General features: G+C 38.6%; 23 protein-coding genes. 4 read left to right on the forward strand and 19 right to left on the reverse strand.

Going from position 1 to position 24,251, the window contains the following annotated elements; genetic code table 11:
- Positions 1–97: 97 nt before the first annotated feature.
- Positions 98–493 (reverse strand): VOC family protein, encoded by a 396-nt coding sequence (locus tag BTO21_RS13975; protein ID WP_045027232.1) that lies wholly within the window; start codon positions 491–493, stop codon positions 98–100.
- Between the two features lie 148 nt (positions 494–641).
- Between BTO21_RS13975 and BTO21_RS13980 the strand changes: the two genes are divergently transcribed.
- Both BTO21_RS13980 and BTO21_RS13985 read left to right on the forward strand, forming a co-directional pair.
- Complete coding sequence (locus BTO21_RS13980) at positions 642–2,315, forward strand: DUF2813 domain-containing protein (RefSeq protein WP_105026872.1); 1,674 nt, start codon at positions 642–644, stop codon at positions 2,313–2,315.
- A gap of 171 nt (positions 2,316–2,486) precedes the next feature.
- Positions 2,487–3,491 carry a sensor domain-containing diguanylate cyclase gene (locus BTO21_RS13985; RefSeq protein ID WP_045027234.1) on the forward strand — a complete coding sequence of 335 codons (1,005 nt, stop codon included), beginning with the start codon at positions 2,487–2,489 and terminating at the stop codon, positions 3,489–3,491.
- A gap of 33 nt (positions 3,492–3,524) precedes the next feature.
- Here the strand turns inward: BTO21_RS13985 and BTO21_RS13990 are convergent, their stop codons facing one another.
- The 13 genes from BTO21_RS13990 to rlmF form a co-directional block, all read right to left on the reverse strand.
- Entirely contained in the window at positions 3,525–4,091 is a 567-nt protein-coding gene (locus tag BTO21_RS13990) for a DUF3833 domain-containing protein (protein WP_105026873.1), read from the reverse strand.
- 85 nt (positions 4,092–4,176) lie between these two features.
- A complete protein-coding gene (locus BTO21_RS13995) occupies positions 4,177–4,674 on the reverse strand; it encodes a hypothetical protein (RefSeq protein WP_045027236.1) in 498 nt (165 codons plus the stop codon).
- On the reverse strand, positions 4,671–5,186 hold the full coding sequence (locus BTO21_RS14000; RefSeq protein WP_045027237.1) for a DUF2878 family protein: 516 nt from the start codon (positions 5,184–5,186) through the stop codon (positions 4,671–4,673). Before BTO21_RS14000 ends, BTO21_RS13995 begins: the two co-directional genes overlap by 4 nt.
- A 2-nt stretch (positions 5,187–5,188) precedes the next feature.
- Entirely contained in the window at positions 5,189–6,424 is a 1,236-nt protein-coding gene (locus BTO21_RS14005) for an SAM-dependent methyltransferase (protein WP_045027238.1), read from the reverse strand.
- A 19-nt stretch (positions 6,425–6,443) separates the two neighbouring features.
- Positions 6,444–7,304, reverse strand: coding sequence for a DUF1365 domain-containing protein (locus BTO21_RS14010; RefSeq protein ID WP_045027240.1), 861 nt, complete (start codon positions 7,302–7,304; stop codon positions 6,444–6,446).
- A complete protein-coding gene (locus tag BTO21_RS14015; protein ID WP_045027241.1) occupies positions 7,291–8,634 on the reverse strand; it encodes an NAD(P)/FAD-dependent oxidoreductase in 1,344 nt (447 codons plus the stop codon). The genes BTO21_RS14010 and BTO21_RS14015 overlap by 14 nt, the downstream gene beginning before the upstream one ends.
- Complete coding sequence (locus BTO21_RS14020; RefSeq protein ID WP_045027243.1) at positions 8,631–9,377, reverse strand: SDR family NAD(P)-dependent oxidoreductase; 747 nt, start codon at positions 9,375–9,377, stop codon at positions 8,631–8,633. The genes BTO21_RS14015 and BTO21_RS14020 overlap by 4 nt, the downstream gene beginning before the upstream one ends.
- Positions 9,374–9,817, reverse strand: a complete 444-nt coding sequence (locus BTO21_RS14025; RefSeq protein WP_045027244.1) for a nuclear transport factor 2 family protein — start codon at positions 9,815–9,817, stop codon at positions 9,374–9,376. The genes BTO21_RS14020 and BTO21_RS14025 overlap by 4 nt, the downstream gene beginning before the upstream one ends.
- Positions 9,818–9,847: 30 nt before the next feature.
- Entirely contained in the window at positions 9,848–11,347 is a 1,500-nt protein-coding gene (gene phrB / locus BTO21_RS14030) for a deoxyribodipyrimidine photo-lyase (RefSeq protein ID WP_045027246.1), read from the reverse strand.
- Positions 11,348–11,450: 103 nt separating this feature from the next.
- The gene (locus BTO21_RS14035; RefSeq protein ID WP_045027248.1) at positions 11,451–12,248 is read right to left on the reverse strand and encodes a MerR family transcriptional regulator; all 798 of its coding nucleotides are present in this window, start codon (positions 12,246–12,248) and stop codon (positions 11,451–11,453) included.
- A 45-nt stretch (positions 12,249–12,293) separates the two neighbouring features.
- Complete coding sequence (locus BTO21_RS14040) at positions 12,294–13,241, reverse strand: YbgA family protein (RefSeq protein WP_045027249.1); 948 nt, start codon at positions 13,239–13,241, stop codon at positions 12,294–12,296.
- A 200-nt stretch (positions 13,242–13,441) separates the two neighbouring features.
- Positions 13,442–14,536, reverse strand: coding sequence for a YdcF family protein (locus tag BTO21_RS14045; protein ID WP_045027251.1), 1,095 nt, complete (start codon positions 14,534–14,536; stop codon positions 13,442–13,444).
- Positions 14,537–14,795: 259 nt separating this feature from the next.
- Positions 14,796–15,818 (reverse strand): 23S rRNA (adenine(1618)-N(6))-methyltransferase RlmF, encoded by a 1,023-nt coding sequence (rlmF, locus tag BTO21_RS14050; RefSeq protein WP_045027252.1) that lies wholly within the window; start codon positions 15,816–15,818, stop codon positions 14,796–14,798.
- A 290-nt stretch (positions 15,819–16,108) separates the two neighbouring features.
- On the opposite strand from rlmF, the gene BTO21_RS14055 reads away from it, so the two are divergent.
- Complete coding sequence (locus BTO21_RS14055; RefSeq protein ID WP_082056780.1) at positions 16,109–17,242, forward strand: transporter substrate-binding domain-containing protein; 1,134 nt, start codon at positions 16,109–16,111, stop codon at positions 17,240–17,242.
- A 96-nt stretch (positions 17,243–17,338) separates the two neighbouring features.
- On the opposite strand, the gene viaA is transcribed toward BTO21_RS14055, so the two are convergent.
- Both viaA and BTO21_RS14065 read right to left on the reverse strand, forming a co-directional pair.
- Positions 17,339–18,796: an ATPase RavA stimulator ViaA gene (viaA, locus tag BTO21_RS14060; RefSeq protein ID WP_105026874.1), complete on the reverse strand. Its 1,458-nt coding sequence runs from the start codon at positions 18,794–18,796 to the stop codon at positions 17,339–17,341.
- A gap of 60 nt (positions 18,797–18,856) precedes the next feature.
- Positions 18,857–20,512 (reverse strand): ATPase RavA domain-containing protein, encoded by a 1,656-nt coding sequence (locus BTO21_RS14065; RefSeq protein WP_045027254.1) that lies wholly within the window; start codon positions 20,510–20,512, stop codon positions 18,857–18,859.
- A gap of 399 nt (positions 20,513–20,911) precedes the next feature.
- Here BTO21_RS14065 and BTO21_RS14070 point away from each other — a divergent pair, with 399 nt between their 5' ends.
- A complete protein-coding gene (locus tag BTO21_RS14070; RefSeq protein ID WP_052672602.1) occupies positions 20,912–21,733 on the forward strand; it encodes a phosphate ABC transporter substrate-binding protein in 822 nt (273 codons plus the stop codon).
- Between the two features lie 133 nt (positions 21,734–21,866).
- On the opposite strand, the gene BTO21_RS14075 is transcribed toward BTO21_RS14070, so the two are convergent.
- The 3 genes from BTO21_RS14075 to BTO21_RS14085 all read right to left on the reverse strand — a co-directional run bounded on the left by BTO21_RS14075 (position 21,867) and on the right by BTO21_RS14085 (position 24,227).
- Entirely contained in the window at positions 21,867–22,724 is an 858-nt protein-coding gene (locus tag BTO21_RS14075; protein WP_045027255.1) for a sulfurtransferase, read from the reverse strand.
- A gap of 10 nt (positions 22,725–22,734) precedes the next feature.
- Positions 22,735–23,295, reverse strand: coding sequence for a nucleotidyltransferase family protein (locus tag BTO21_RS14080; RefSeq protein WP_052672603.1), 561 nt, complete (start codon positions 23,293–23,295; stop codon positions 22,735–22,737).
- Between the two features lie 86 nt (positions 23,296–23,381).
- A complete protein-coding gene (locus BTO21_RS14085) occupies positions 23,382–24,227 on the reverse strand; it encodes a DUF5718 family protein (RefSeq protein ID WP_045027259.1) in 846 nt (281 codons plus the stop codon).
- Positions 24,228–24,251: the final 24 nt, after the last annotated feature.

Below are 24,251 nucleotides of genomic sequence, written 5' to 3' on the forward strand. Positions count from 1 at the left end.
AAATATACCATCTTTTCAATAAATTCGCTGAGTGAATATTCCTTTATCGCAATAATAATGGTTTTTACTCACTCAGTGAAAAAAGTACGGTTAACAATTATTGATAACGGCCATGACGCTGTAAAAATTCAATTTTGTAACCGTCAGGATCTTGAACAAAGAAAAACTTCGCTAATAGTGTCCCTTCACGAAAAAACTCTTTAATCTCCGCTGGGTTATAATTAAGTTTAACCAACTTTTGATATTCAGCGTCAAGATCATCAACAGCTACGGCAATATGTCCATAACCTGTACCATGACTATAAGGTTCAGTGGTTCCCTTATTCCATGTTAATTCAAGTTCCATATCATTTTCTTGATTACGCAAATACACCAAACTAAAACCATCAAAATCAAGTCGCTCTGCAATATCTAAATCTAACGCTTGTTTATAAAACGTTAATGACGCATCAAGATCAATAACGCGAATCATAGCGTGAATCATTTTAGCCATCTGATCATCCTTTATAATTGTTTTTGTTAAATATTCATGCTCTATATAGTAACTTTTTTAATTTGAAGATTGTATCAATAATGTGAGTAAAACGATCCCTTTCCTATGATCTCTGCGCTATGTTGTAAAGAAAGAAGAAGGAAAAACTATGCATTTAGAACGAATTGAAATCGCTGGGTTTCGAGGTATCAAACGACTATCACTGTCATTTAATGAATTAACCGTTCTTATTGGAGAAAATGCATGGGGGAAATCATCACTACTTGATGCATTAAGTTTAGTCTTATGCCCAAGTGCTGAATTTTACGAAATGAAATTCTCTGACTTTCACGTTGATCATGTTATCGGCAATGAACGTGCATCTTCGCTACAAATAGTGTTACGTTGGCATGAAGATTATCAAGGAGAGTATCAGGCGCGACGTTATCGTGCTTTTGATTCATTTTGGGTTGAAGATAATAACCTCAAGCATCTTTATGTTCAAATAGACAGCCAAATCGCCAATGATAAAATAATAACGCATCGACACTTTTTACATGCCGATGGTCGAATTATAGAACACCCTGACACAGATAAATTTTTACGTCAGCTAATGGTGTTACATCCAATCGTTAGAATTAGAGATGCGCGCCATGTAGAAGCAGATAATCCGCTTACAACCACCGCGCATAATATATCCGTCGTGCCACCAGCAAAAAATCGCGAATCAGATCGTATTCAACGCCGACTTGATAATACCTGTCGTCGTTTAATGACACAGCCTGGCCATGTAAGTGCGGCTGAAATTAAAAGTAGTATTAGTACATTGCGTTCATTAGTCGATCATTACTTTGCTTTTGCGCCACACTCGCGCAGTAAGGCCCAGCCTCATTGTTATTACCCACTACAAAATCAGCATCACGATCACAGTCTGACCCCTTTTGATCAACTGATACAGCCATCAATGACCAAGCAAGCCAAACTGATTTTAATGGGCTTACTTAACGCTTATATTCGTGCGCGAGGCCCTGTCGATCTTAAACGTATTTCACGTCCTATCATGATATTAGAAGATCCAGAAGGACGTTTACATCCCATCATGCTTCATCAGGCATGGGCGTTTATACAAAACATGCCAATGCAAAAAATCTTAACCACCAATAGCCCGGAATTATTAAGTGTTGTGCCACTGACCACGATTAAGCGTTTACAAAGAACCCCACAAAAAACCGTGGTACATAGCATTAATAACGGTGAATTAAACAAAGATGATATTCGTAAAGTCACTTTTCATGTTCGAATGCATCGCCCTAGTGCTTTTTATGCGCGTGTATGGCTGTTAGTTGAAGGAGAAACCGAAGTATGGCTATTCAATGAAATGGCACACCTGACAGGCTATAACCTTGCAGCAGAAGGCATTCATGTGATTGAGTTTGCGCAAAGTGGACTGAAGCCACTGATTAAACTTGCCCGTTTATTAGGTATTGAATGGCATCTTGTTGCTGATGGCGATCCTGCTGGTCGAAAATATGCCGACAAAGTCAGATTGTTATTAAAGACTGATAGCGAACGTGAACGCTTAACCGTACTCCCGGCTAAAGATATCGAACACTTCTTATTTAAAAAAGGTTACGAGCCCTTATTTCGTCAACTCGCTAACATTTCAGATAACGATCAAATGCCGATTCGTAAGATTATTTATCGCGCCTTAAAAAAACATGCAAAACCTGATATTGCGCTAGCTATTGTAAAATATACTCAAGAAGCTGAATCAGATAAAATGCCGCTATTAATTCGCTGGGTGTTAAAACGAGTAATAATAATGGCAAGAGGTATAATTTAAATGAATACGTTAATTTATAAAAATAAAAACAATGTATAAAATAATATTGATAAAAATATTAACTCACAATAACAACGAAAGAAAATTCTATTATTTTAAACAATTAGTATAGTATATTTAACAAAAGGTAATCTAGTTTCACCGTTCCATCAATAAGATTAGGGATTTCGTATGTCAGGTGCATTAATTACAGCATACCGCGCATTCAATAAAATATTAAAACATTTACCTGTAGAGGAATCTCTACCTGATATGCTATTACATATTATTGAACTAACAGAAAAAACATTTAATCACCGACAAACATCGATCTTGCTTTTTGATAAAAATACTCAGAAATTCACACCGTTCACAAATAAGAAACGCCATCAACTATCTCGTGAAAGATTTATGATTAACCCGACAAAAATTCATTTTGAAAGTATTTGTTCAAAAAATAAAATAATCATCTCTCAACATATAACTACCAACAATGAATACCGAGAATATTACAGCCTTAAAAGTATCAACCATTTAAATTCTTGCTATGGACTTCCTATCTTATCTTCAAGGAATAAGGTGTTAGGTATTATCTATTCTCATTGCCCTCAACACTCACTGATGAGCGATGAGGAATATGAGCTATTTGAAATGGCTGCAACCGTTTGTTCTATCTCTATAGAAAAGAACATCAAAGAACAAGAACTTGAATACATGGCCTCTTATGATCCTTTAACCAACATTTGGAATCGTCGTGCTTTTTATCGACAAATAAAAATGGCAATTAATAATATCCAACATAAAAATGAGTATATTATTGTTTTTTATATTGATATAAATAAATTTAAAATGATTAATGACCAATATGGACACCGTTTTGGTGATCGGGTTTTGAAAAAATACGCATCAAAATTACAATGCTTTAATAATAAAAATACAGGTGTCGCGCGTTTAGGAGGCGATGAGTTTGTTATTTATAGCGAAGTTAAGACTCTTATTGAAGCGAATATCAAAAAAAAATCAATCTTATCTGAACTAAATAAAATAGAAATAGATGAAATTATTATTACTGCATCTATTGGTTCACATTGTATTCATGCCAGTAATATTAAAGAGACTAACATTGATAGCATGATTAACCATGCTGACATGTCTATGTATAAAGAAAAACATCTCTCTCGTTCTTGTGCACTTTAAAACAGCGACTTTAAGCCAGTGACTTTAAAATCGTCATTTTTGAAAAAACAATGTCACAGTGCCCACTGTAATTCCCCATTTTTTCATTTTAGCGACATTGAATAATTGATTATTATTTTGATAAAACATCCAGTCTTCGAAATCAATATGATGTGTCGTGCCGTCAATATCGATAGCTAATACATATTGCCACTGTAATGCATTACCTTTTTCATGACCGACTGCTTCTCCGACAACATCATCGGCAGTACCAATATAACGACCATTTTCTTGTTTAGTGATAGTCCATACACGCTGTTGGGTTTCATTGTTATCAAACACAAAATCTTCAGTAAGCACCAGTTGATTTCCCGTGATCACCCCATGAAGCTCAACATCAAACCGGCGTACTTGTCGCCCTCTATAATCTTGTACCATTCCCCATGCTTGGCTTTTACCATCAAAGAACTGAAACAAATCAAACTTAGGTTCCGTATGCTCATAATCTTCAATTGATGTTATACAACCATTTAATAACAACAATGCGAATCCCAATAACCAACGCAATGATTGATGCTTTATTAAATAAAGATGATGAGTATGTTTGCGATGAGAAGACATAATCTGTTCCTCTATTAACGGGCGATATCAAGAATTAGCGTCTGTATTTCTGTATTTTAGCTTCTGTATTATTGTATATAGCTATCTATTGGCCTATTAACTGTAGCCGCAGTTTAGGGTATTCAGTGGCTGTCGATAACCAAATACCGATAAAGGCATTACTTAATGGCACAGAAAGCGGTTTCCCTAACGGTTTTCCATGTTGGTAGAACCTCCCTTCTGTCGCTGTCTTCACAAACACCAATCTATCCCCTTGTTTAACACTCGGCCATTGTTGAGCTAACACCCTTAACCACTGTTGCCGTTGTTGTGAGGGAATACCTAAATGCTGCCATTGCTTATCGGTTGCAGAGAGAAGATCGTTCTTATCGATATCCCGCAAATAACGAATAATCAGCGCAAGATTCGAATCGCTTGCAAGGTACTTACCCGTGGGGGTTTTAAGTTCAGCGGTATATATCTTCCACCAGCCCCATTTTAAGGTAGATTCCCCCACAGTAGGCCATGTAAACCACGCTGAGGCTTGTACTTGTGAACTCGCCACAGTAACAACAAGCAGTAATAGTGCTAAATACGCTTTCATACTGATCCTCTTTTAGTCATCTGCTGTAATAACCATAGTAAATAACCGCTATACAGGCTCCAAATAGCAGCAATCCCGATAAAGGTAATCTGTTCACCATAAGGCCATGTCACCGCCCCTAAGGTTAATCCCGTCCAATAACTTAATGCACCACCAAGGCTTCCGCCGACTATCACGCTCCATACAGGTAACCGTTGTAATTGAGCCCGCATGATCCATACCATTGAAGTAAACCCTAACCACAATAAGATTAGCCACAACGGGATAAAAGCACTAAAAGGGGCAAACAATGGATTAGTGGGTAATGGCGATTGCATCACCCCTAATTGAAACAACACATAATCACCACCGATACCAATTGCGCTGGCTATTAAAGCAAACGGTAAACAGCGGTGATAGAACAGCCAGCAACCAATTAACAGTGATATCAAGATAGTGACATACTGATATTGTCCCCATACGGCTAACAACCAAAACAGATTGAAACCTAATCCTACCACTAAGTATTTCATGGTTAACGCCACAGAGGACGACTAGCAAGTAGCTGAATGGTGCTGATGCTACGCTCTAGAAATCCACCTTCGCAGTAACAAAAATAATAACGCCACATCCGCATAAACCGTTCGTCATAACCGTATTGATTCAAGGCTTCACTATTTTGATTAAACGCGATATGCCAATCAGCTAATGTTTTGGCGTAATCTAAACCAATATCTTTAATATCCCGCGTCACAAAATCACTATGGGACGTTAATTGTGATTGTAATACGCTAATTGAAGGTAAGAACCCACCAGGGAAGATATGTTTTTGAATAAAATCAACATCCTTGCTATAACTTTCATAACGTTGATCGGCAATGGTGATTGCTTGAATGGCTAATAGCCCATTGGGTTTAAGTAATGATTGGCATTTTTTAATATAGGTAGATAGGTACTGCTTACCGACTGCTTCAATCATTTCAATAGAAACCAGTTTGTCATATTGCCCGGTTAAATCGCGGTAATCTTCAAGTAACAAGGTGATCTTATCTTCTAACCCTGCTTGCTTAACTTTCTCTTGCGCCCATAGGTATTGCTGCTGAGAAATCGTGGTAGTGGTGACATGGCAACCATAATGTTGAGCCGCATAAATTGCCATACTTCCCCAGCCGGTGCCAATTTCTAACAGATGATCGTGCTCTGTCAGTTGTAATTGATCACACAAGCGCGCCATTTTGTTTATTTGCGCTTGAGCAAGAGTATCTGAATCGGATAAATACACCCCTGCGGAATACAACATTTTGTCATCAAGGAAATGACGATATAAATCATTACCTAAATCATAGTGCGCTGAAATATTATCTTTGGCATTTGTGAGATTATTTCTACGTGAAAAGTGCCTCAGTTGTTTTGCTAATCGTGTTATCCAGCCTACTTTGGCTTCTATCTTATCTAAGGTGACAAGATTACGCGCAAGAATACGCACTACATTGGTTAGATTTGGACTATCCCACCAGCCATCAATGTACGCTTCACCAGCACCAATACTGCCATCGGTTAATAAGCGTTTATAAAAATGCGGATTACTAACCGTTAAGCTCGCCTGTAAACTGGCTTGCTTATCACCAAAGAAATGGGTATCGCCACCTTGCTCTGAGAGTGTTAAGCCCACATCTGACAATTGATGCAATATGGTAAAAATCAATCGCCGCGATCGTCCATTGTTCAATAAATTGCTCGTTGTTGCAGCTTCTAACTCACTTCTAAGCATAGTTTATTCCCTTTACTATTCATTTGTTATGGTGATTAGGGTGGTCGTAAATGGGTGCACCTTTACGCCACAATTTAAGAGCTTGCCAATATATTCCAACCACGACTTTAATGGTCATAATAGGGGTTATTAACAAATGCCGTAATAAAGTTGTGGTTGTAAATGGCTGCTTTTGCATCGCTAATGTGGCATCAAATACTTTCGTTGCGTTTACCTTATGATGATCGCCATTAAGATGACCACTGTTATGACACTCAGCATTATGATTGCTATTTTTATTACTTATTATTTCACCTTCCCGATGAAAGCTATCTTTTTTTGAGTGAACCTCTAAGTGGATATTAACAATGCTATCAGGTTGAGAAAGTTGCCATACATAGTCCTGATCCATTGGATTAAAGGGCGACACATGAAACGCTTTATCATCAATAAAATGCTTTTGCTGCCAATACTGCTTGGCTGGGATCGCATAATAATGTCGTTGATTCCAAGGGGTATTACTTACCTCGGCTAACACATATTGCCAAACACCTTGCTGATCAAAGACGTAATACACATTCAATGGGCTAAAATACAAACCACCATAGCGTAGATGACATAACATACTTACTTTGCCATCAATACGCTTGCCAGTGAGGGCATGAATTTTATCCTTTACTGCTTGGTTGATGTCTTTTGCACCGTCAATATAATCTTGGCGACGAAAGCGGGCGAAATGAAACCATGCCCGTCCAAATCCCGTTACCTTGTCACACAGTGCATCAATTTCATCGACATCGAGATACACCATAAACATTGAATAACGAAACCGATGCAATACAGGTGTAAAGCGCCGATGTCGTACATGACCGCTATAAATACCGCTATTAGTGATGCGCATAATCTTGACCACTATTCATTGTCGAACTAACTGGCACTGAATGCGTTGTATCGCTCGAAGGTGAACGTGTAATAGAATCGGTATGTACTATCGCTTCAATAACATCCAGTGCACTTCTTACACCATCTTCATGAAAGCCGTTATACCAATAAGCCCCACAGAACCATGTGTTTTCCATCCCATTAATTAAATGTCGTTGCTGCTGAGCATGAATACTGCTGCGATTAAAAACAGGATGTGCATAGGTAAATTGGCGTAAAATCTTACTGGGATCGATATCTTGGGTTTGATTTAAGGTGACACAGAACGTTTCGGGTGCATCAATGCCTTGCAGAATATTCATGTTATACGTCAAGGCAGGTAACTGTTGCTGAGAATCATTACTTATTAACGGTAAATGGTAATTCCATGATGCCCACGCCGCTTTTTCATTGGGTAAAATACTTTCATCAGTATGTAAAACCACCTCGTTATCTTGGTAAGCCATTGCTGATAAAATTTGTTGTTCATTAGTAGTGCTATCAGCTAATAACGCCAACGCTTGATCGCTATGACAGGCAAAAATCACATGGTCAAACACCTCGACGCTATCGTTAACCGTGATATAAACCTGATCATTTAAACGGCTCACTTGTTGTACGGGTGAATTGAGTTTGATAAGCGGTTCTATTTCAACCAGCATTCGGTTGACATATTCACGCGAACCACCGGGGATCACATACCATTGCGGTCGATTAACAATATCAAGCAAGCCGTGATTCAAGAAAAATCGCAGAAAGAAATCTAACGGTATATTACGCATATCCGCTAATGATGATGACCAAATCGCCGCCCCCATTGGTAAAATATAATTTTCGGTAAAGTAATCACTCAGATCATGTTGTTGCAGAAAATCACCTAACGTTTGTTGTTGTTCAATATTCTCATAAGCGGTTTGCTTTGCTAGACGATTAAATTTGGTGATTTCATATAAAAAATGAAAAAACTGTGGCTTAAATAAGTTCTTTTTTTGAGCAAATAACGAACTTAACCCATGACCATTGTATTCCAAGCCATTGTTATCATTATGAACACTAAAACTCATTTCACTGGCTTGACCTTGAATATCAAGTTCCATTAATAACTGTTCAAAATTCGGGTAAGTGCGATCGTTAAACACAATAAATCCCGTATCAATCGCGTATTGCCCACTATCAACTTCCACATCAACAGTTGCCGTATGCCCACCAGCATAGTCATTGGCTTCAAACAGCGTAATATTGTGTTTATGACGTAAATACCACGCAGTGGTCAACCCCGAGATCCCTGATCCTATAATGGCTATCTTCATGATGCTTTCCTTGTCATCCGTTGAATCATTACCCGTTGTACAGCAAGCGGTAATAAGGCAATGGCTTTCAGTAATAAGGTAAATTTTATGGGAAAATGTATTTCTGCTTGTTGATTGCTAATGCCTTGACGTATTTTTCGTGAGGCGTATTCACAACTCACTATCATCGGCATTGGGAAATCATTTTTATTGGTCAGTGGCGTTGCAACAAACCCCGGATTAACTAAAGTAACGGTATTAATCTTATCTTTTAAATCAATCGCTAGCCCATTAGCCAAATAAGATAATGCCGCTTTGGAAGCGCCATAGGCTTCAGCGCGAGGCAAGGCGGTATAAGCGGCTGATGAACTAATAAAGACCAGATGCGTTGCCGCAGTAAAGTGCGACTGCATGGCTTCTAAACAATGAATAATGCCAAAAAAATTAACCTCAAATACCCGCTTAAACAAATCACTGTCAATCACGCCATCATCGATATATTCACACGTACCCGCATTTAAAATAATCAACTCAGGTAAGGCTTCAAGTTGCGATAATACCTGTTGAGTTTGCTCAAGGTTGGTAACATCAAACACTAACGGGATGATTTTTCCTGTCGCGGTAAGTTCAAGGTTATCCACTAACTGTTGAAGTCGCTGCTGATTTTGGCCGCAAGCATAAACCTGCCAACCTCCGTGAGCGTAATCAGTGGCTAATTGCAGACCAATACCCGAACTTGCACCAGTAATCAGTACCTGTTTCATTGCCCTAACCTCACTTTAATGAGTTTGATAACACGCCCAAGAACAGGTAACCCTTCATATAACATCGCCCCTAAATCAAAAAAGTCACGATGATAAATGATCCGTTGCTGTTCTATATCAATAGTTAACTGTGTGCACCCATCTAATGTTCGTTGCTTTCCCTGTTGCAACTTTGGATGAGAAAACGTCATTGTCCATTGCAAAAATGCATGATGATCTTCAACAACAGCCTGATGAATAGTGAAATGACAGTCGTTTATATTGCAATAAAGCGCCTTAAAATAATCTTGTAATGCTTCAATACCGACAACCTTGTGCGCGGGATCTTCAAACACAATATCAGAGTGATAGACATTGTTGATCAGTGATAAATTATCTTTATTAAGCTGACAATAAACCTCAATAAACGTGCTAATTACCGTATTATTGGTCGTGATCATCATAATATCCTTATTTATTGTTGTGTTTGATTATGCTTCTCGTTGACTTTCATGCCATGTTTTAGCTTGCTTATAACTGTCGATAGCCAATACACGCATTTGTTTATGATCAACAATAGGTAACGGATAATCGACACTACCAAAACCAGACCACAATGAAGGCGCATGAATATATTGATCAGGGACTGATTTAAGTTCAGGTATCCATTGACGAATAAACTCACCGTTGGGATCAAAGCGTTCACTTTGTGTGGTTGGATTAAACACCCGAAAATACGGTTGAGCATCAGTCCCCGTTGAGGCCGCCCATTGCCAGCCGCCATTATTAGACGCTAACTCTCCATCAATAAGCTGTTGCATAAACCACCGCTCACCGATACGCCAATCACACAACATATCTTTAGTTAAAAAACTGGCGGTGATCATTCGTAATCGATTATGCATCCAACCGGTTGCGGCCAATTGTCGCATCGCAGCATCCACCAGTGGAAATCCGGTTATTCCTTGTTGCCAAGCATGTACATGGTCGCTATTTTCTAACCACTGTATATGATGAGTATATGGCTGAAATGGCTGGTTTTTACTTAAACGATCATCGCTATCAAGTAGATGATTATAGAACTCACGCCATACCACTTCACTGAGCCAGACAAAGCCGCCATTTTCTTTGTTTATCTCGACACATTGAGGCAAGGTTTCCGTTAACGCGGCTAAACATTGACGAGCAGATAATGCCCCAATCGCTAAATACGGTGATAGACAACTAGTGCCATCAATCGCAGGAAAATCACGTTGCTGTTGATAATATTCAGCTTTGGTTTCACAAAACATCTGTAACCGTTGTTGAATAACACCTTCATCAACCGACCATAATAAGCTGTCTTGTTTGATATAATGAAAAGTTTGAATATTACAATTAGCGGCAATATCGCCTTCAAGCAAATTAAAACATTGTTGACTAAGCGTTACCTTGTCATTATTTGTAACAGGCTGATAATTATGCTTTAAAAACTGTGTTAACCATGCATTTCTATATGGCGTAAACACCTTATACATTTGTTGCTGTTTGGTTAGCACACTACCAGGTGGCAACACACAATAATCATCACTGCAATGCCAGTGTTTATCCTGTGCAATTAATGCTTGCTCGACGGCAATATCACGTTGCTTTTCGTTCCAAGGATGCTGGCGATTACAATAAACTGCCTTAATTTGATACTGCTGACACAGGTTTATAATAGTGTCTGGTACTGCTTGAAAATCGTCACATTCAAGGGTTAACAAAGGAATATTGATATCTTTAAGCTGTTGTTTGACAACCCTTAACCGTCGCTCAATTAAATCAATCTGTCGCCCTGAAATATGATGTTGATACCACTGCATTGGCGTTGCAATATAAGCCGCAATCACGGGTAAACCTGATGCTATCGCACGATTTAAAGCGGTATTGTCAGTAACACGCAAATCAGCGCGTAGCCATAACAGAGCATGCTCGACGGCGGGCGTCGTTGATTGAGGCGCGAGATTCATTACTGTCTCCTTCGGTACAATTCTTCCGTTCGATTAATGGTTCTATTAATGACGACTCTGATTGTATTGATTGTATTCATAGCTTATTTATAGCTATCACTCATTACTGCCCATGGATCGTTTTTATACTCCCCACAAAATGTAACGTCACGCCTGTTTCTTGTTCTACCATTTCAATATCAGCTAATTGACGACGACTTAATTTTGTCTCGCCCACCACCACTAAATCTTTAATATTACGTTCACGGATACAAGCTGAAATGCCCGTTAATCGGCCTGATAAATTGGTCATAATAGTGACGCCGTCACCTTTATAGCACCATGCTAATCCTTGCTGCCAAATATTATGATCAATCTGTTGGTCAAAACTTATCAACAGACAAGTCAGTTTTTTTTCATCGTTAATCTTGGTAATAATGTTAATAAAACAAACAGTTAAAACTGATGACCACAAGCTTTTTTGTACTGTAATTAACGGATTATCTTGATGTTCAATCACAGCACTTACTTCTGGTAATAAACGCTGTTGAATGACCTTATACGGATATATTTTTAATGCTTCATTGATCAGGCGTTCTAATTTAAAGCCATTTAATACTTGTACCGCACAAATAATATCAGCCGTTATATCTAATGGTTGTGATTGTTGTAATACAGGATCGCAACCACCCACCAATAACGGTTTCACTTTGCCAATAGAAACCCCTTTTGCTAACCAATCAAGAATCAACTGAATCTTCGCAATATCTGCTTCTGTGTATAACCGATGACCTTTTGGTGTTCGTAGAGGTACTAATAATCCATAACGACGCTGCCATGCTCTTAATGTTACCGAGTTGACCCCTGTAATTTCAGAAACCTCACTGATGGCAAATAATTTCATGTCAGTAAGAGCACTCATAAAACCTCTTTAAAATAACCAATGGATGCAATAACAACTTATTCCTTACAATGAATACCGTAGCTTTAAACTTTCAGGATAAAGTTCTAAATAAGCTTGATCAGATAAATAACTATCAGGATGAACTTTTAAATGATGATTAATGAGCGTTAAAGCAGCAATTAAAGGTAAATTACCGTCGCGATAACGCATGATCACATCACGGAATTCTGCTTTTTGTGGCTTATCTAAATCACGTTTGAAATAACCCTGAATATGCATTAAGACATTGGTGTTATTTTTACGGCTGGCTCTTTGCTTTAATGCATCCATAAATAACTGGCGATATTCAACAAAGAATGCATTTAAGTCATCCCATTTATGAATATCAGAAACAAAGGGGCCTAATACACGATAGGCTTGTGGATCATGCGCCATCAGACACAATTTATAACGAGAATGAAATTTAATAATACTGTCACGGGTTACCCCATCAGCAATCGAGCGATATAAATCATCTAGAGCATAAATTCGAAAAATGAAGTTCTCACGTAATACCGGATCTTGTAACCGTCCGTCTTCTTCTATCGGTAGCCATGGCATTCTATCCATCAATCGTTGCGTATAAATACCGACCGAGCCACCAGCAACTGAATTACCATTATCTAAATATAATTTAACCCGTTCCATGCCACAGGTGGGTGATTTTGCACACACAATATAACCGCGTAAATGTTCAAAACTAGGTAATTGACTATCTGCAAATGCGATCATTTGATCGGTATAATCAATCTCGTGATCTCTAGAGTCAACCAATGCAATACGATCACTGTTATCTTGTAAACGAATCGTTGGACGCGGTACTGTCATCCCAATCCCTACTTCAGGGCATACCGGTTTAAAATCAAAGTATTCACTCAATTCTTCATCCGCAAAACGATTACGTTTATGCCCACCATCGAAACGTACTTTCTGCCCTAAAACACAAGCGCTAATACCAACAGGAATTCCCATGCCGCCTCCAAACCCTACATCAAGGTTGTACAATTGTTAAAAGTTGTACAATAAATGTAGCCAAAAAAATTATAGTTGTACAACTTTTTTTTTTGTACAACTTATTAACGCCTCTATCAATACATTACACCACTCAATCGCAGCCATAAAAAAAGCGACCATCAAGGTCGCTTTAATGTACTAAATAGCAGTAAATAATATTATCTTTGCTCTAAAGGGTATGAGCGATAACTCCACATGCCATAAACACGTAGAGCATCACGATAAATCCCTAATAACTCACCATCAGTTGGGACTTTTAGTTCATCTAATGGGCGATCATTAGCAGCATAAGTGTCAAATAAGATCCCTTTAGGACCCGTTTGCCAACTCGCCACTTCAAATAAAGCTTGTCCTCGACGAACATGGCTTGCAGAACTGATAATTGTTGCATGATCAATATCATGACGAGCTAAGGCATAGCTACTGTATAGTGCATTTTCTACCGTGCTTCTCGCGTAGTTATCTTCAATAATACGGGCTTTATTTATCCCGTTTTTCACTAGCCAGTCAGCCATTAGCTTACCTTCAGTTTGGTGATTTTTAGGCACGCCACCAGTAACTATGATGTAAGTGTTAGGATCACTTTTCGCCATCGCGAGCGTGGCATTTAATCGATCAATTAAAATTTCATTCATACTGCCATCTGGATTTAAAGCATAACCCAATGTAATGATAGCATTATTACCTTTAGCGGGTTTTTTAATTGTATTACTTAATGGTGTCGCAACGATTCTATCAATGGTAGACATGATTTTTTTTAAATCAGTAACACGGCCTTTATTTAACAACTCTAACGCATATAAATGTTTGGTTACTTCGCTTTTATTGCCTTTGAAATTTTGCCAAATGACAAGATATGAATGTGCGTCTACATCATCAGGAGCAACGGATAATATTTGGGTAAACAGCTCAATGGCTCGATCAACATTACTATTATAAATCTGAGCATTAGCCGCAGAAAATAATAAATCAACACGATAAGGTTCAAGTTTATAAGCATCGAGTAAGTTATTAGTGATCATCTCTACATTGCTTGGCATTTTTGCCGTAAAGCCTGCATGAGAGATACGAGCTGGATTTTTAAATATTTGGTAAGCATCATTCAGTAATTGATCAACAACCTGACGTTGAGAGGTCATTTCGGTGTAATTAATCTGGGGTTGAACCGCATCTAATGCAGCAATGCTTGGTGCTGAATAAAAAGAGCTAGAAAGGATAGCCACCAAGGAAAGAGTTAAGAATGTGCGTTTCATAATAAATCCAACTGTAAAACAAAAAACGTATTCTATGTTCTATAACGTTGCTTTTTTGTGAATAGCATCGTATTTCTTTTGTCTCTTTTATAATATTTACAAAGTATGAACTAACATCAAAATTACGCTATATACTTAAAATATAGACATTAAAAATGTTGATTAATGGCATTAAATGTTAATCAACAGATTAAATAGCCATAAAAAAAGCGACCATCAAGGTCGCTTGTTATCAATGTGGATATGTATTACTGAAACATTAAGCCCAGCGTTCTGCTTGCCACTCTGCTTGTTGTTCTTCGTTTAAGAACGTCCATGCAACAACACGCGAGATTTTCTGCCCTTGTGACATCTCAATAGTTTTCACTTGGAATGCGCTGACTTTTTCAAGCTGCTTATAAATAACGCCAAGGTTTTCTTTCTTAGAAACAAGTGTTGTGAACCAGAAACACTGTGTCGCTTTGGTCGCACTTTGATTGATCATCTTTTTAATGAAACCAACTTCGCCACCGGTACACCACAATTCAGCCTTTTGACCACCAAAGTTAAGCACTGGCGTTGTTGACTCAGATTTCGCATTAACTGCCGAAAGCTTATTACTACGACCATGAGCTTGACGCTTTTTGTTTGAGTTAGTCGTTAGATTACGCACTTTACGCTCAGATACAGCCATTGCTTCTTCTTCTGAGCCGTGGAATGGTGGATTACACATTGTAAAATCAAACACTTCTTCATCTTGAATCACATCGGTAAAGATATTATCAGCATGATTTTGAAGACGAATTTGAATAGCACCTTTTAATTTAGCGTTGTTAGCGGCAATGAATTTAGCAGACTTAACGGCTAAAGCATCAATTTCAGAGCCTACAAACTGCCAGCCATACACACGATGACCAATGATTGGATAAACACAGTTTGCGCCAATGCCAATATCTAGGCCACGAACACCTTTACCTTCAGGAATAGCGCCGCCATTAGATTGCGCCAATAAATCTGCAATGTAATGAATATAATCAGCACGACCAGGAATAGGTGGACATAGGAAACCCGCAGGGATATCCCAGTAATCAACATTATAAAAATGCTTTAATAACGCTTTATTCAACGTTTTAACTGCAAGTGGATCCGAGAAGTTTACGGAAAGATCACCATAAGCATTTTCACTAACATATTGCGCTAGCTCAGGTGTTGCTTGAGTTAATGTCGCAAAGTCATAACGCGCACGGTGTGGGTTACGTGGATGTAGGCCTTGTTTAGGCTGTGCGGCTTTCTTTTGGGTCATCTTTGCTACTCGCAGGAATCAAATACAATTAAGCGCAGCATTGTACATGCTAAACCCTGATAACCTTAGCACCTTAACGATCAAATGCACAAAAAACATGCAAATGATGATAACAATTGCTTATTATCTGCTTAAATCTACGATTAAAAACAAAATCTCCCACCAAACTATCGCGACATCAGCATTCAAATCCCATTCAATCATCGTGATAACCCACTCGTTGTAATCTCTATTATTCTTAAAGAAGCACTTATACTTAAACATGACTCTATCTTGCCAGGAGTGATATTATGACGATTATCTCCCCATCATCTCAGCCTTCTTTCTCGTCTTTGTACGCATTATTATTGATGGTGGCTCTCAGCCTTTTAGTGCTTTTTTATTCTCCAAACTCTCAAGCTCAAGCAGGCATTAATACTAAAACACTGCAAGTCGGCACATATTCTTGCCCACCTTTTGTCATAATTGATGAGCCTAATAATTATCAGGGATTAACATTTTTACTGTGGAATAATATTGCCACTAAACTCAACCTTGAATATACGGTTCAAGTACTGCCGCTTAAAGATCTGCTTGCCGCTGTCGCCAGTGGGAAAATTGATATTGGTTTATCTTGTATTTCTATTACCCCTGAACGTGAAGAAATATTAGATTTTTCCCATTCCTTTTATGAAACAAATTTGGCGATAGCGATTAAACAACAAAGTCATTGGGAAACCTTTATTAATCTCATCTTTAATAAAAAACTCTTACAAATCCTATTGGCGGTATCCATTACTGCCACTATTGTAGGTGGGATTTATTACCTACTTGAACACCGTGTCAACCGTAAGCTTTATTCAATGAAATCACCGTTAGCTCGCTTAATCGAAGGGTTTATTTTAGGGTTATTATTTATCACCAAAGGCCCCTTTAATTATTATGAATTTAAAACCTTAACCGGACGAGTGATTACGGTGTTATTAGCGGTTATCACTACCTTATTTATTGCCAGTATTACTGCTGTTCTTGCCAGTTCATTTACGTTAGGCCTGCTTAATAACGATATTAAAAGCCCCAATGATTTAGATAATGTCATCACGGGGGCCAAACAATCATCGACCTCATCAAATTTTTTGACGAACCACAGTATTAGTCATAAAGCTTATCCAACCGTTGCTGCAATGCTGGTAGCGTTAGATAAAGGTGAAATAAATGCGGTTGTCGCTGACGATGCAATTTTGAGGTATCAAATAAAAATGGCGAAAGGCCACGGTGATTTTGAACAATTACAGGTTCTTCCCTATCAATTTGAAAAACAAAATTATGGGATAGTGCTTGGTGAGAATAGTCCCTATGATGAAGAAATTAATCGTGAACTATTACAATTTCGAAAAAGTAACCAATGGAAAAAAGCACTAACTGAATATTTTAAAATCAAATAATGTGGGATCTTAGCCATTTCAGGCTTTATCTCATAAAAAAGGAGCACCAAAGCGCTCCTTTATCACTTAAAACACCAGCACTTAAAAAACCAACACTTAACGCAGTTTAAATAACCGCCCAAGCTGGGTTAACGTGGATGGATGATAAGACCAACAATGATCAAACAACTCCAATAATTGTGGATTACCGTATTTAGATAAGTTCACCGCATGAAAACGATTTTTCTGCTGTTTTAACTTTTGCACACGCGCTTGCATTGCTTCAGGTTGGCTAGGCGCTATAAAGTCGGACAATACCACCAAGTCAGCATTTTTGTATTTACCGTCAGCCATAAGATCAATCGACTGATCAAGCACTGGCCCCAGATCCGTACCACCATGAAATGAATACGACAAAAAGTTAACCACTTCATGCAAGCCATCTTGTTTCGTGAGTTCATAAGTGATTTTTTGGGTTGAAAACATAATCACAAAACAATCACGCTCTTCAACCAATGCTATTTGCATCAAACCGTATGCCAATGCTTTCGCACAGTTTTCAGGATAGCCTGACATTGAACCAGACGCATCGATGCAGACAATAAAGGGGCCTTTAGGTTGATCAACCTGCTTGGTTTGTCGCTGAAAAGATTTTACTTTGCGTAATTTACGCTGAGTACCCTGCATACGATAATTCATTAATCGCTTATCGGCTAAGTGCTTATAAAAGATCACTTCGAGTTCAGGGTAAGCTAAAAACATCGCTTCATTGGGCAACAGTTTCGTTAGATCATCACTTTCATGGATCCCGACGATATCATCGGTGACATTGTCACTGATTTCTTCCACCAGCTTCATTTGCTCGGCTTTTACCCGTTCTTTATTGGGATCATCCACTTCATTCGCCATTCGACCTAATTTTTCTGCAATGTCTTGAAGACCGTTATTCTTTTTTAAGAATGCCGCAATTTTCTTCATGACATCAACATCGGTTTTGGTCAATTTTGCTTGTGCCATATCCCACAAACGCCCGGCTTTACTGGCATCACCTGCATCAGTGACTGCCGCCATTTTTTTCATGGTTTCAATACGTTGATACAAGTCTTTTAGCAGTTGATCCTTTTGCTCTTCAACTTCAGATTCTTGAGCTTCACGCAATGCATGAGCAAGATACTCATACCATTTATCACAAAAAAAACGTTGAAACATCGGGTTATGTTTGTTTTGTTCTTTTGCTAATAAACTTTTAGCCTTGAAATAGAAGGCTGACTGTCCTTCTAGTTGCTTTACGATCTGCTCGGAATGGGTAAAGAAGTATTCTTGATTCCATGTGCAGACTTGTTGATACAAATTAATTTCATCACTAAATTGTTCGACAACCGTACCTTTAGTCGTCTTTTTGAGCATCTGACCACGCCATTTCATGATTTGATTTTTCATGGCTGTTTTAACTCCAGGGCTAGCCTCTGCAGCCATTAATAACTGCGGTCTGACCATGACTTCATGTACAGCTGAATCAATAATACCCGACTCTGCAAGCATCAAAGCAAAATTTAATCCTTCAGATACTGGCATAGGCATCTATCCTTTACTTTATTTTCCATTACATATAACCATGCTGCTTTTTATCTTAAATCACTGCTGCGAAAAATATTCATTCATGTGAGTAATTCTAAAAGCACTTTTTTCAGCCACCAATTTCAATGCTGCAACTTCATCAACACAATCATTGAGGCTTTGTTCTATCAATGCGGGGAAATCACCGCTAATAAAATTATGTGGCATTGCGCCATGGAACGAAGTCCGCGCTTTAATTATATGATGCTCAGAGTCGGTAATTTTAACCATCGCTTGATCAATAAGGTGTTGCCATTGTTGCTGCTGCGCAGTTGTTAAGCCTTTATTACCAGTAATACCAATTAAAACGGGACGATTAGCGATATCTTTAATCACCAATTGATTCTCAGCATCTATTTCAAACTGTAGTCGACATAAATGAGTATTTTTATTCACGAAGCCATAAATATCACATTTTCCGGTACGAATTTTTTTATCAAACTCGTCACCATCAACATAAACCCAACGGCTATCACCAAGTTCTTGCTCTGAAACAGAGGTGTTTTGTTGTAACATCACCAGCTTAATCATGCGCGGATTATTATTAATATTAAACCGTGTTGCCGTCGCAAAATTATATTTAAACCATTCTTTACGCATCGTACTTTCACGGGTAAACGTCAATGTTAACTGCGTGCAAATATCTTGATTAATATCATCAATAATGACCAGTGCCTCTTTAGCATCAGCAATGGCATCTTGTTGATTAAATGCATGTTTAGACGCAAAATCTTTCATAATATTAACAATGACATTACGCGATTCTGGACTATGCCATAAACAATCTTGTAGCAGTAATAAATCGAGGGGGTTGATTTCATCGCGACCATTAAAGAAAGCGCTCGCTTTGAGTAATCGTACTGACTTTTTCCAGCGACGATCCGAAATATATAATTCACTTTCGGTTGCTTGCTCAGTGATTTCACCCGATCGGGCTTCTATCATTGATTTTAACTGGTAAATTTTCTCAAAAAGAGTATCCGTTAATGTTACATCTTCAATATGAGCTTGCCAGCTTTGATATTCATCATCTTTAATGGTTAACGCAGGATCAATCGCTGTGAGTGTATTACCCTCCCCCATTAACATTGATTTGAAATTACGCTTCTCTTGAATACGATTCACAAACACGCGCACTAACATTCGGTCATATAATGCATCCAAACCACTGTCTGCATCGGGTAATTCATTGGAAGCGGTGATCAACAACCGCATAGGTATCGGCAGAATATCTTGACCATTTTTAAATGTACGTTCATTAACAACGGTAAGTAGCGTATTTAATATTGCGGGACCCGCTTTCCAAATTTCATCAAGAAAAACCACTTGTGCTGTTGGTAAATAGCCATCAATTAAGCGAACATATTTACCGTTATCTTTAAGCTCTTGGATGGATAGCGGACCAAAGACTTCTTCTGGTGTCGAAAAACGCGTCATTAAGTAATCAAAGAATTTACTGTCGTCAAAAGCTTGAATCAATCGTTTGGCGATTAAACTTTTGGCTATGCCTGGAGGGCCTAATAAGAATACACTTTCACCTGCCAAAGCGGCTAATAAACATAACTTAATGGTTTCTTCACGTTCATAAACGCCATTAGAAAGCCCATTAATCAGTTTTTGAATACGTTCTGATAAAATGGCTTTATTGGGTGCCGCTGTTGCTACTGTAAGCATATATCCAACCTTGAATTCTTTTCCTACCGAACATTGGTGCACCGCATACTGCTTGTAATACGTTAAACCACACTAACTCGTTGCTGCTTTGTTACAGTTATATCACGATTTTGTATGGTGATACACTTATACGCTCTTTTAACAATAAGGGATTAATCTGATCTAAATGATCAAACCGATTGTTGTTATATAAATCGACTAATAAAAACACATATTGAATACAATTATTTTATAAATCATAAGCCTGGCGCTTTTATTGTTCCTTTAATTATATTTTAAACATCTATTAAATATAACTTACGTCGCCGTTAAGTACATAAAATCAAGGTTTGAGTTTCACATTAACGTCATATAAGCGTAATAACATATTTGCTTATCATTCAATTAATGGAATAAAGCATGCTAACCAAAGCAACTACTTTATGGGCACTCTGTACAACAATGGCATTGAGTGCCCACGCTAATGAAACCGTTACTGTTGCAGGTTCAACGTCAGTCAGCCATGTTATGGATATTCTGGCTGAGCACTATTTAATAAAACACCCCGACAGTAAAATTAATGTACAAGGTATTAGTTCATCAGCGGGGATTGTCGCGCTTCAAACGGGTACGGCTGAAATAGGCATGAGTTCACGTATTGTTAATGCGAATGAACTTGATGATAACTATACCATTACCCCGATAGCGCATGATGGTATTGCGCTCGTCGTGAACCCGACTAACCCTGTTAATAATGTTACTCGCGCTCAAATTGATAATATTTATCATGGTGTCACCAAAAACTGGCAGCAAATGGGGGGTAATAATGAAAAAATAGCGGTTGTCAGTCGTGAAAATGCTTCAGGCTCGCGCTTTTCATTTGAACACTTTATGGAACTTACTAAGAATGTTGCAGGGTTTACCGTATCAGACATTAATCCTGAAGTGCTGGTGGTGAGTACCAATGGCATGGTCAAAAGTTTAATTGCTCGTAACCAACAAGCCATTGGCTATCTATCCTTTGGCTCAGTCGATAGTTCAATTAAACCATTATCTTATGATGGTGTTACTCCTAACATAAACAATATTCGTTCTGGCGAATATAAAATGGCACGTCCATTTCTAATTATGTATAAGAAACAAGGATTATCAACTAATGCTAAACAATTCATTCAATTTTTAACGTCAGATGATGCAAAAAAAATCATTAACGATAATGGCTATATTGCGGAACAATCTTAACCATCGTGCAATTAAAGATGAAAAACCAGAGATAAAAAAAGGCTTTTAGTGAACGAAATATCACTAAAAGCCTATGCTAAATACTATTATTGAATGCCGTGGATGATCCGCTCTAGTGAGAAGGACTCAGTTATTATTTAACCACTGGGTACTTTTCATTTGCCCCCCATTCTGTCCATGAGCCATCATAAACAGTGACGTTGTCACGCCCACTAACTTGTGCAGCTAATGCTAAAATACAAGCCGTTACACCTGAACCACAACTAAAGATAAGTCGTTGTTCGTTAGTGCTCAAGGCATCAAATTTTTGCTTTAATTGTGCAACAGGTAAAAAATGACCATTCATTAATAGCTCACCAAATGGCAAACTTTTAGCGTTTGGCATATGGCCGCTACGGAGTCCAACCCTAGGCTCTTTCACCGTTGCTAAAAAACGTGCCGTGGGACGCGCATCGATGATTTGAAGATTGGTATCATCCAACTTTTGACACAACGTATCTGCATCAATCACCCAATTAGAACGAAACTTTGCGCAAAAATCACCCACAAGGCTCACTTGTGGTGCACCTGTTTGTGTCGCATAACCTGCGGCTAACCAAGCGGGTAAACCACCATCAAGCACTGACACATTATCATGGCCCATGGCTTTAAACATCCACCATCCTCGTGGTGCTGAAAACATCCCTTGGCTATCATAAATAACCACATGACTGCTGTTATTCACCCCTAATTTGGCAACTTCAGTGGTAAACAAATCAGCGGATGGCAGCATATGCGGTAAATCAGTATTCGGTGCCGCTATTTGATGGTTAAAATCAAAAAAACGCGCGGTTGGGATGCGAATATCAATAAATTCTTGTTGGGGATCACGAGGAACATCAGGCATAAATGCACTGGCGTCCAATACGACAATTGATGCCGCTAACATGGCATCAGATAATTGTTGATTGAGCCATGCAGCAGAGACGATATTATTAACAGGCGATATCATGAAACAGTCCTTAGGAATAATCCGCAGTCATTATCATTAACTTTGGCCACAAGGCCTGCCACTTTTTGTCTCGAATACGCTGTTGATAAACGGCAGGTCTTGGGTAATGTGGATTGATGCTAACATGTAATGACCAGTTATGCTCTAACCCATAAGCCGCCGTAAAAACTAAGCAATTATCTGTCGTTAACTGAACCCCAACACAAGTAGGGACTTCTACCCAACGAGCAATAGCATCGGCACTATTTTGATAAGGCGGATGTTGATGCTTAACATGCATTCGAGCTTGGTTTCTCACTTCCCAATTAACATGCGGTAATCGCTGATGTAATAATGAGGCATAATGCGCTTCAGTCGCTAATGAGCAATCATCTGGATCAAAATACACCACATCGACATCATTAAGTGGCGTCATTGGTAAACTGTGCAGATGATCCCAAATAGCATTACGCACAAACCCTGCCGCAATAAACCAATCAGGGAGATTTAGTGCTCGTACTGCCTGTAAACATTCCATTCTAATCGAATCTGCTTCAATAACTACAGCAGTATCAGACACTAAATCAGTCATTATCTTCAGATCCTTGGAATTGCACATTTATAAGAAATAACAAGCTACAAGCTACAAGCTACAAGCTACAAGCTACAAGCTACAAGCTACAATATAGTAACTTGCTGAATTAATACTGACATACCATCATCAGAGAACTCATGCGTGGTTGCCATTTGCATAATTTCACTAGCGCTATAGCGGCTACCATCATAAACAACAACGATACTACTATCACCCGCTTGTAAGAAATGGGTTTCACCATAAGGCGTATAGCGTGTGGCACCAATACTGATCACCGCCTGGGTTGGATACTGACTTTGTTCAAGAAGTTGAGCAATATTTTCTGTCGGGCCGATATCTTGCTGGTGGTTCATTCGCTCAATGATCCAATCTAGCAATGTGTGATGAAAGTAACTATAACCCACCACTGCACTGTCTTCGCCATAGCGGTGAATTTCACCATCACGGCAATGAAAACTCGCAATACGGTAACGGTCTAATATGCCGCCAGTAGTAAAGTGATCGATATCAATAAGGTGATCACTAATACCTTTACTGTTGACACCCCAATTTTTCTTTTCGCTGATCTTTTTTGCATTAGGCTTACGAATAGAACAATCGTTATAAGCACCAAATTGACGTGGGATCAATGCCGTCACTGTTTGGGTTACACCATCAATATCGGTGGCATATACAACATCACAAACAAGGGCAACTTCAGGCTCTATTTGAAGGTTATCCGCATCATTAGGTGGCGTGATGATTGTTGCTGATAATGGGTAGGTTGCTAGTGATCCAGAATCAATATTAGGTAAATAAAAAGGGAAAATAGCCTTAGGCTGAATAGTTTCTTTGACTTCAACAGCAATAAAATCTGCGGCTTCACCCGCTTGCTCTAAATGTCCCGCAAAATTACCCGCCACACCAAATCCAATATATTGATTAAACACTGTTTATCCCTAAATACACGTAAA

It is taken from the genome of Photobacterium phosphoreum (genome assembly GCF_002954725.1).
Taxonomy (GTDB): Bacteria; Pseudomonadota; Gammaproteobacteria; order Enterobacterales; family Vibrionaceae; genus Photobacterium; species Photobacterium phosphoreum.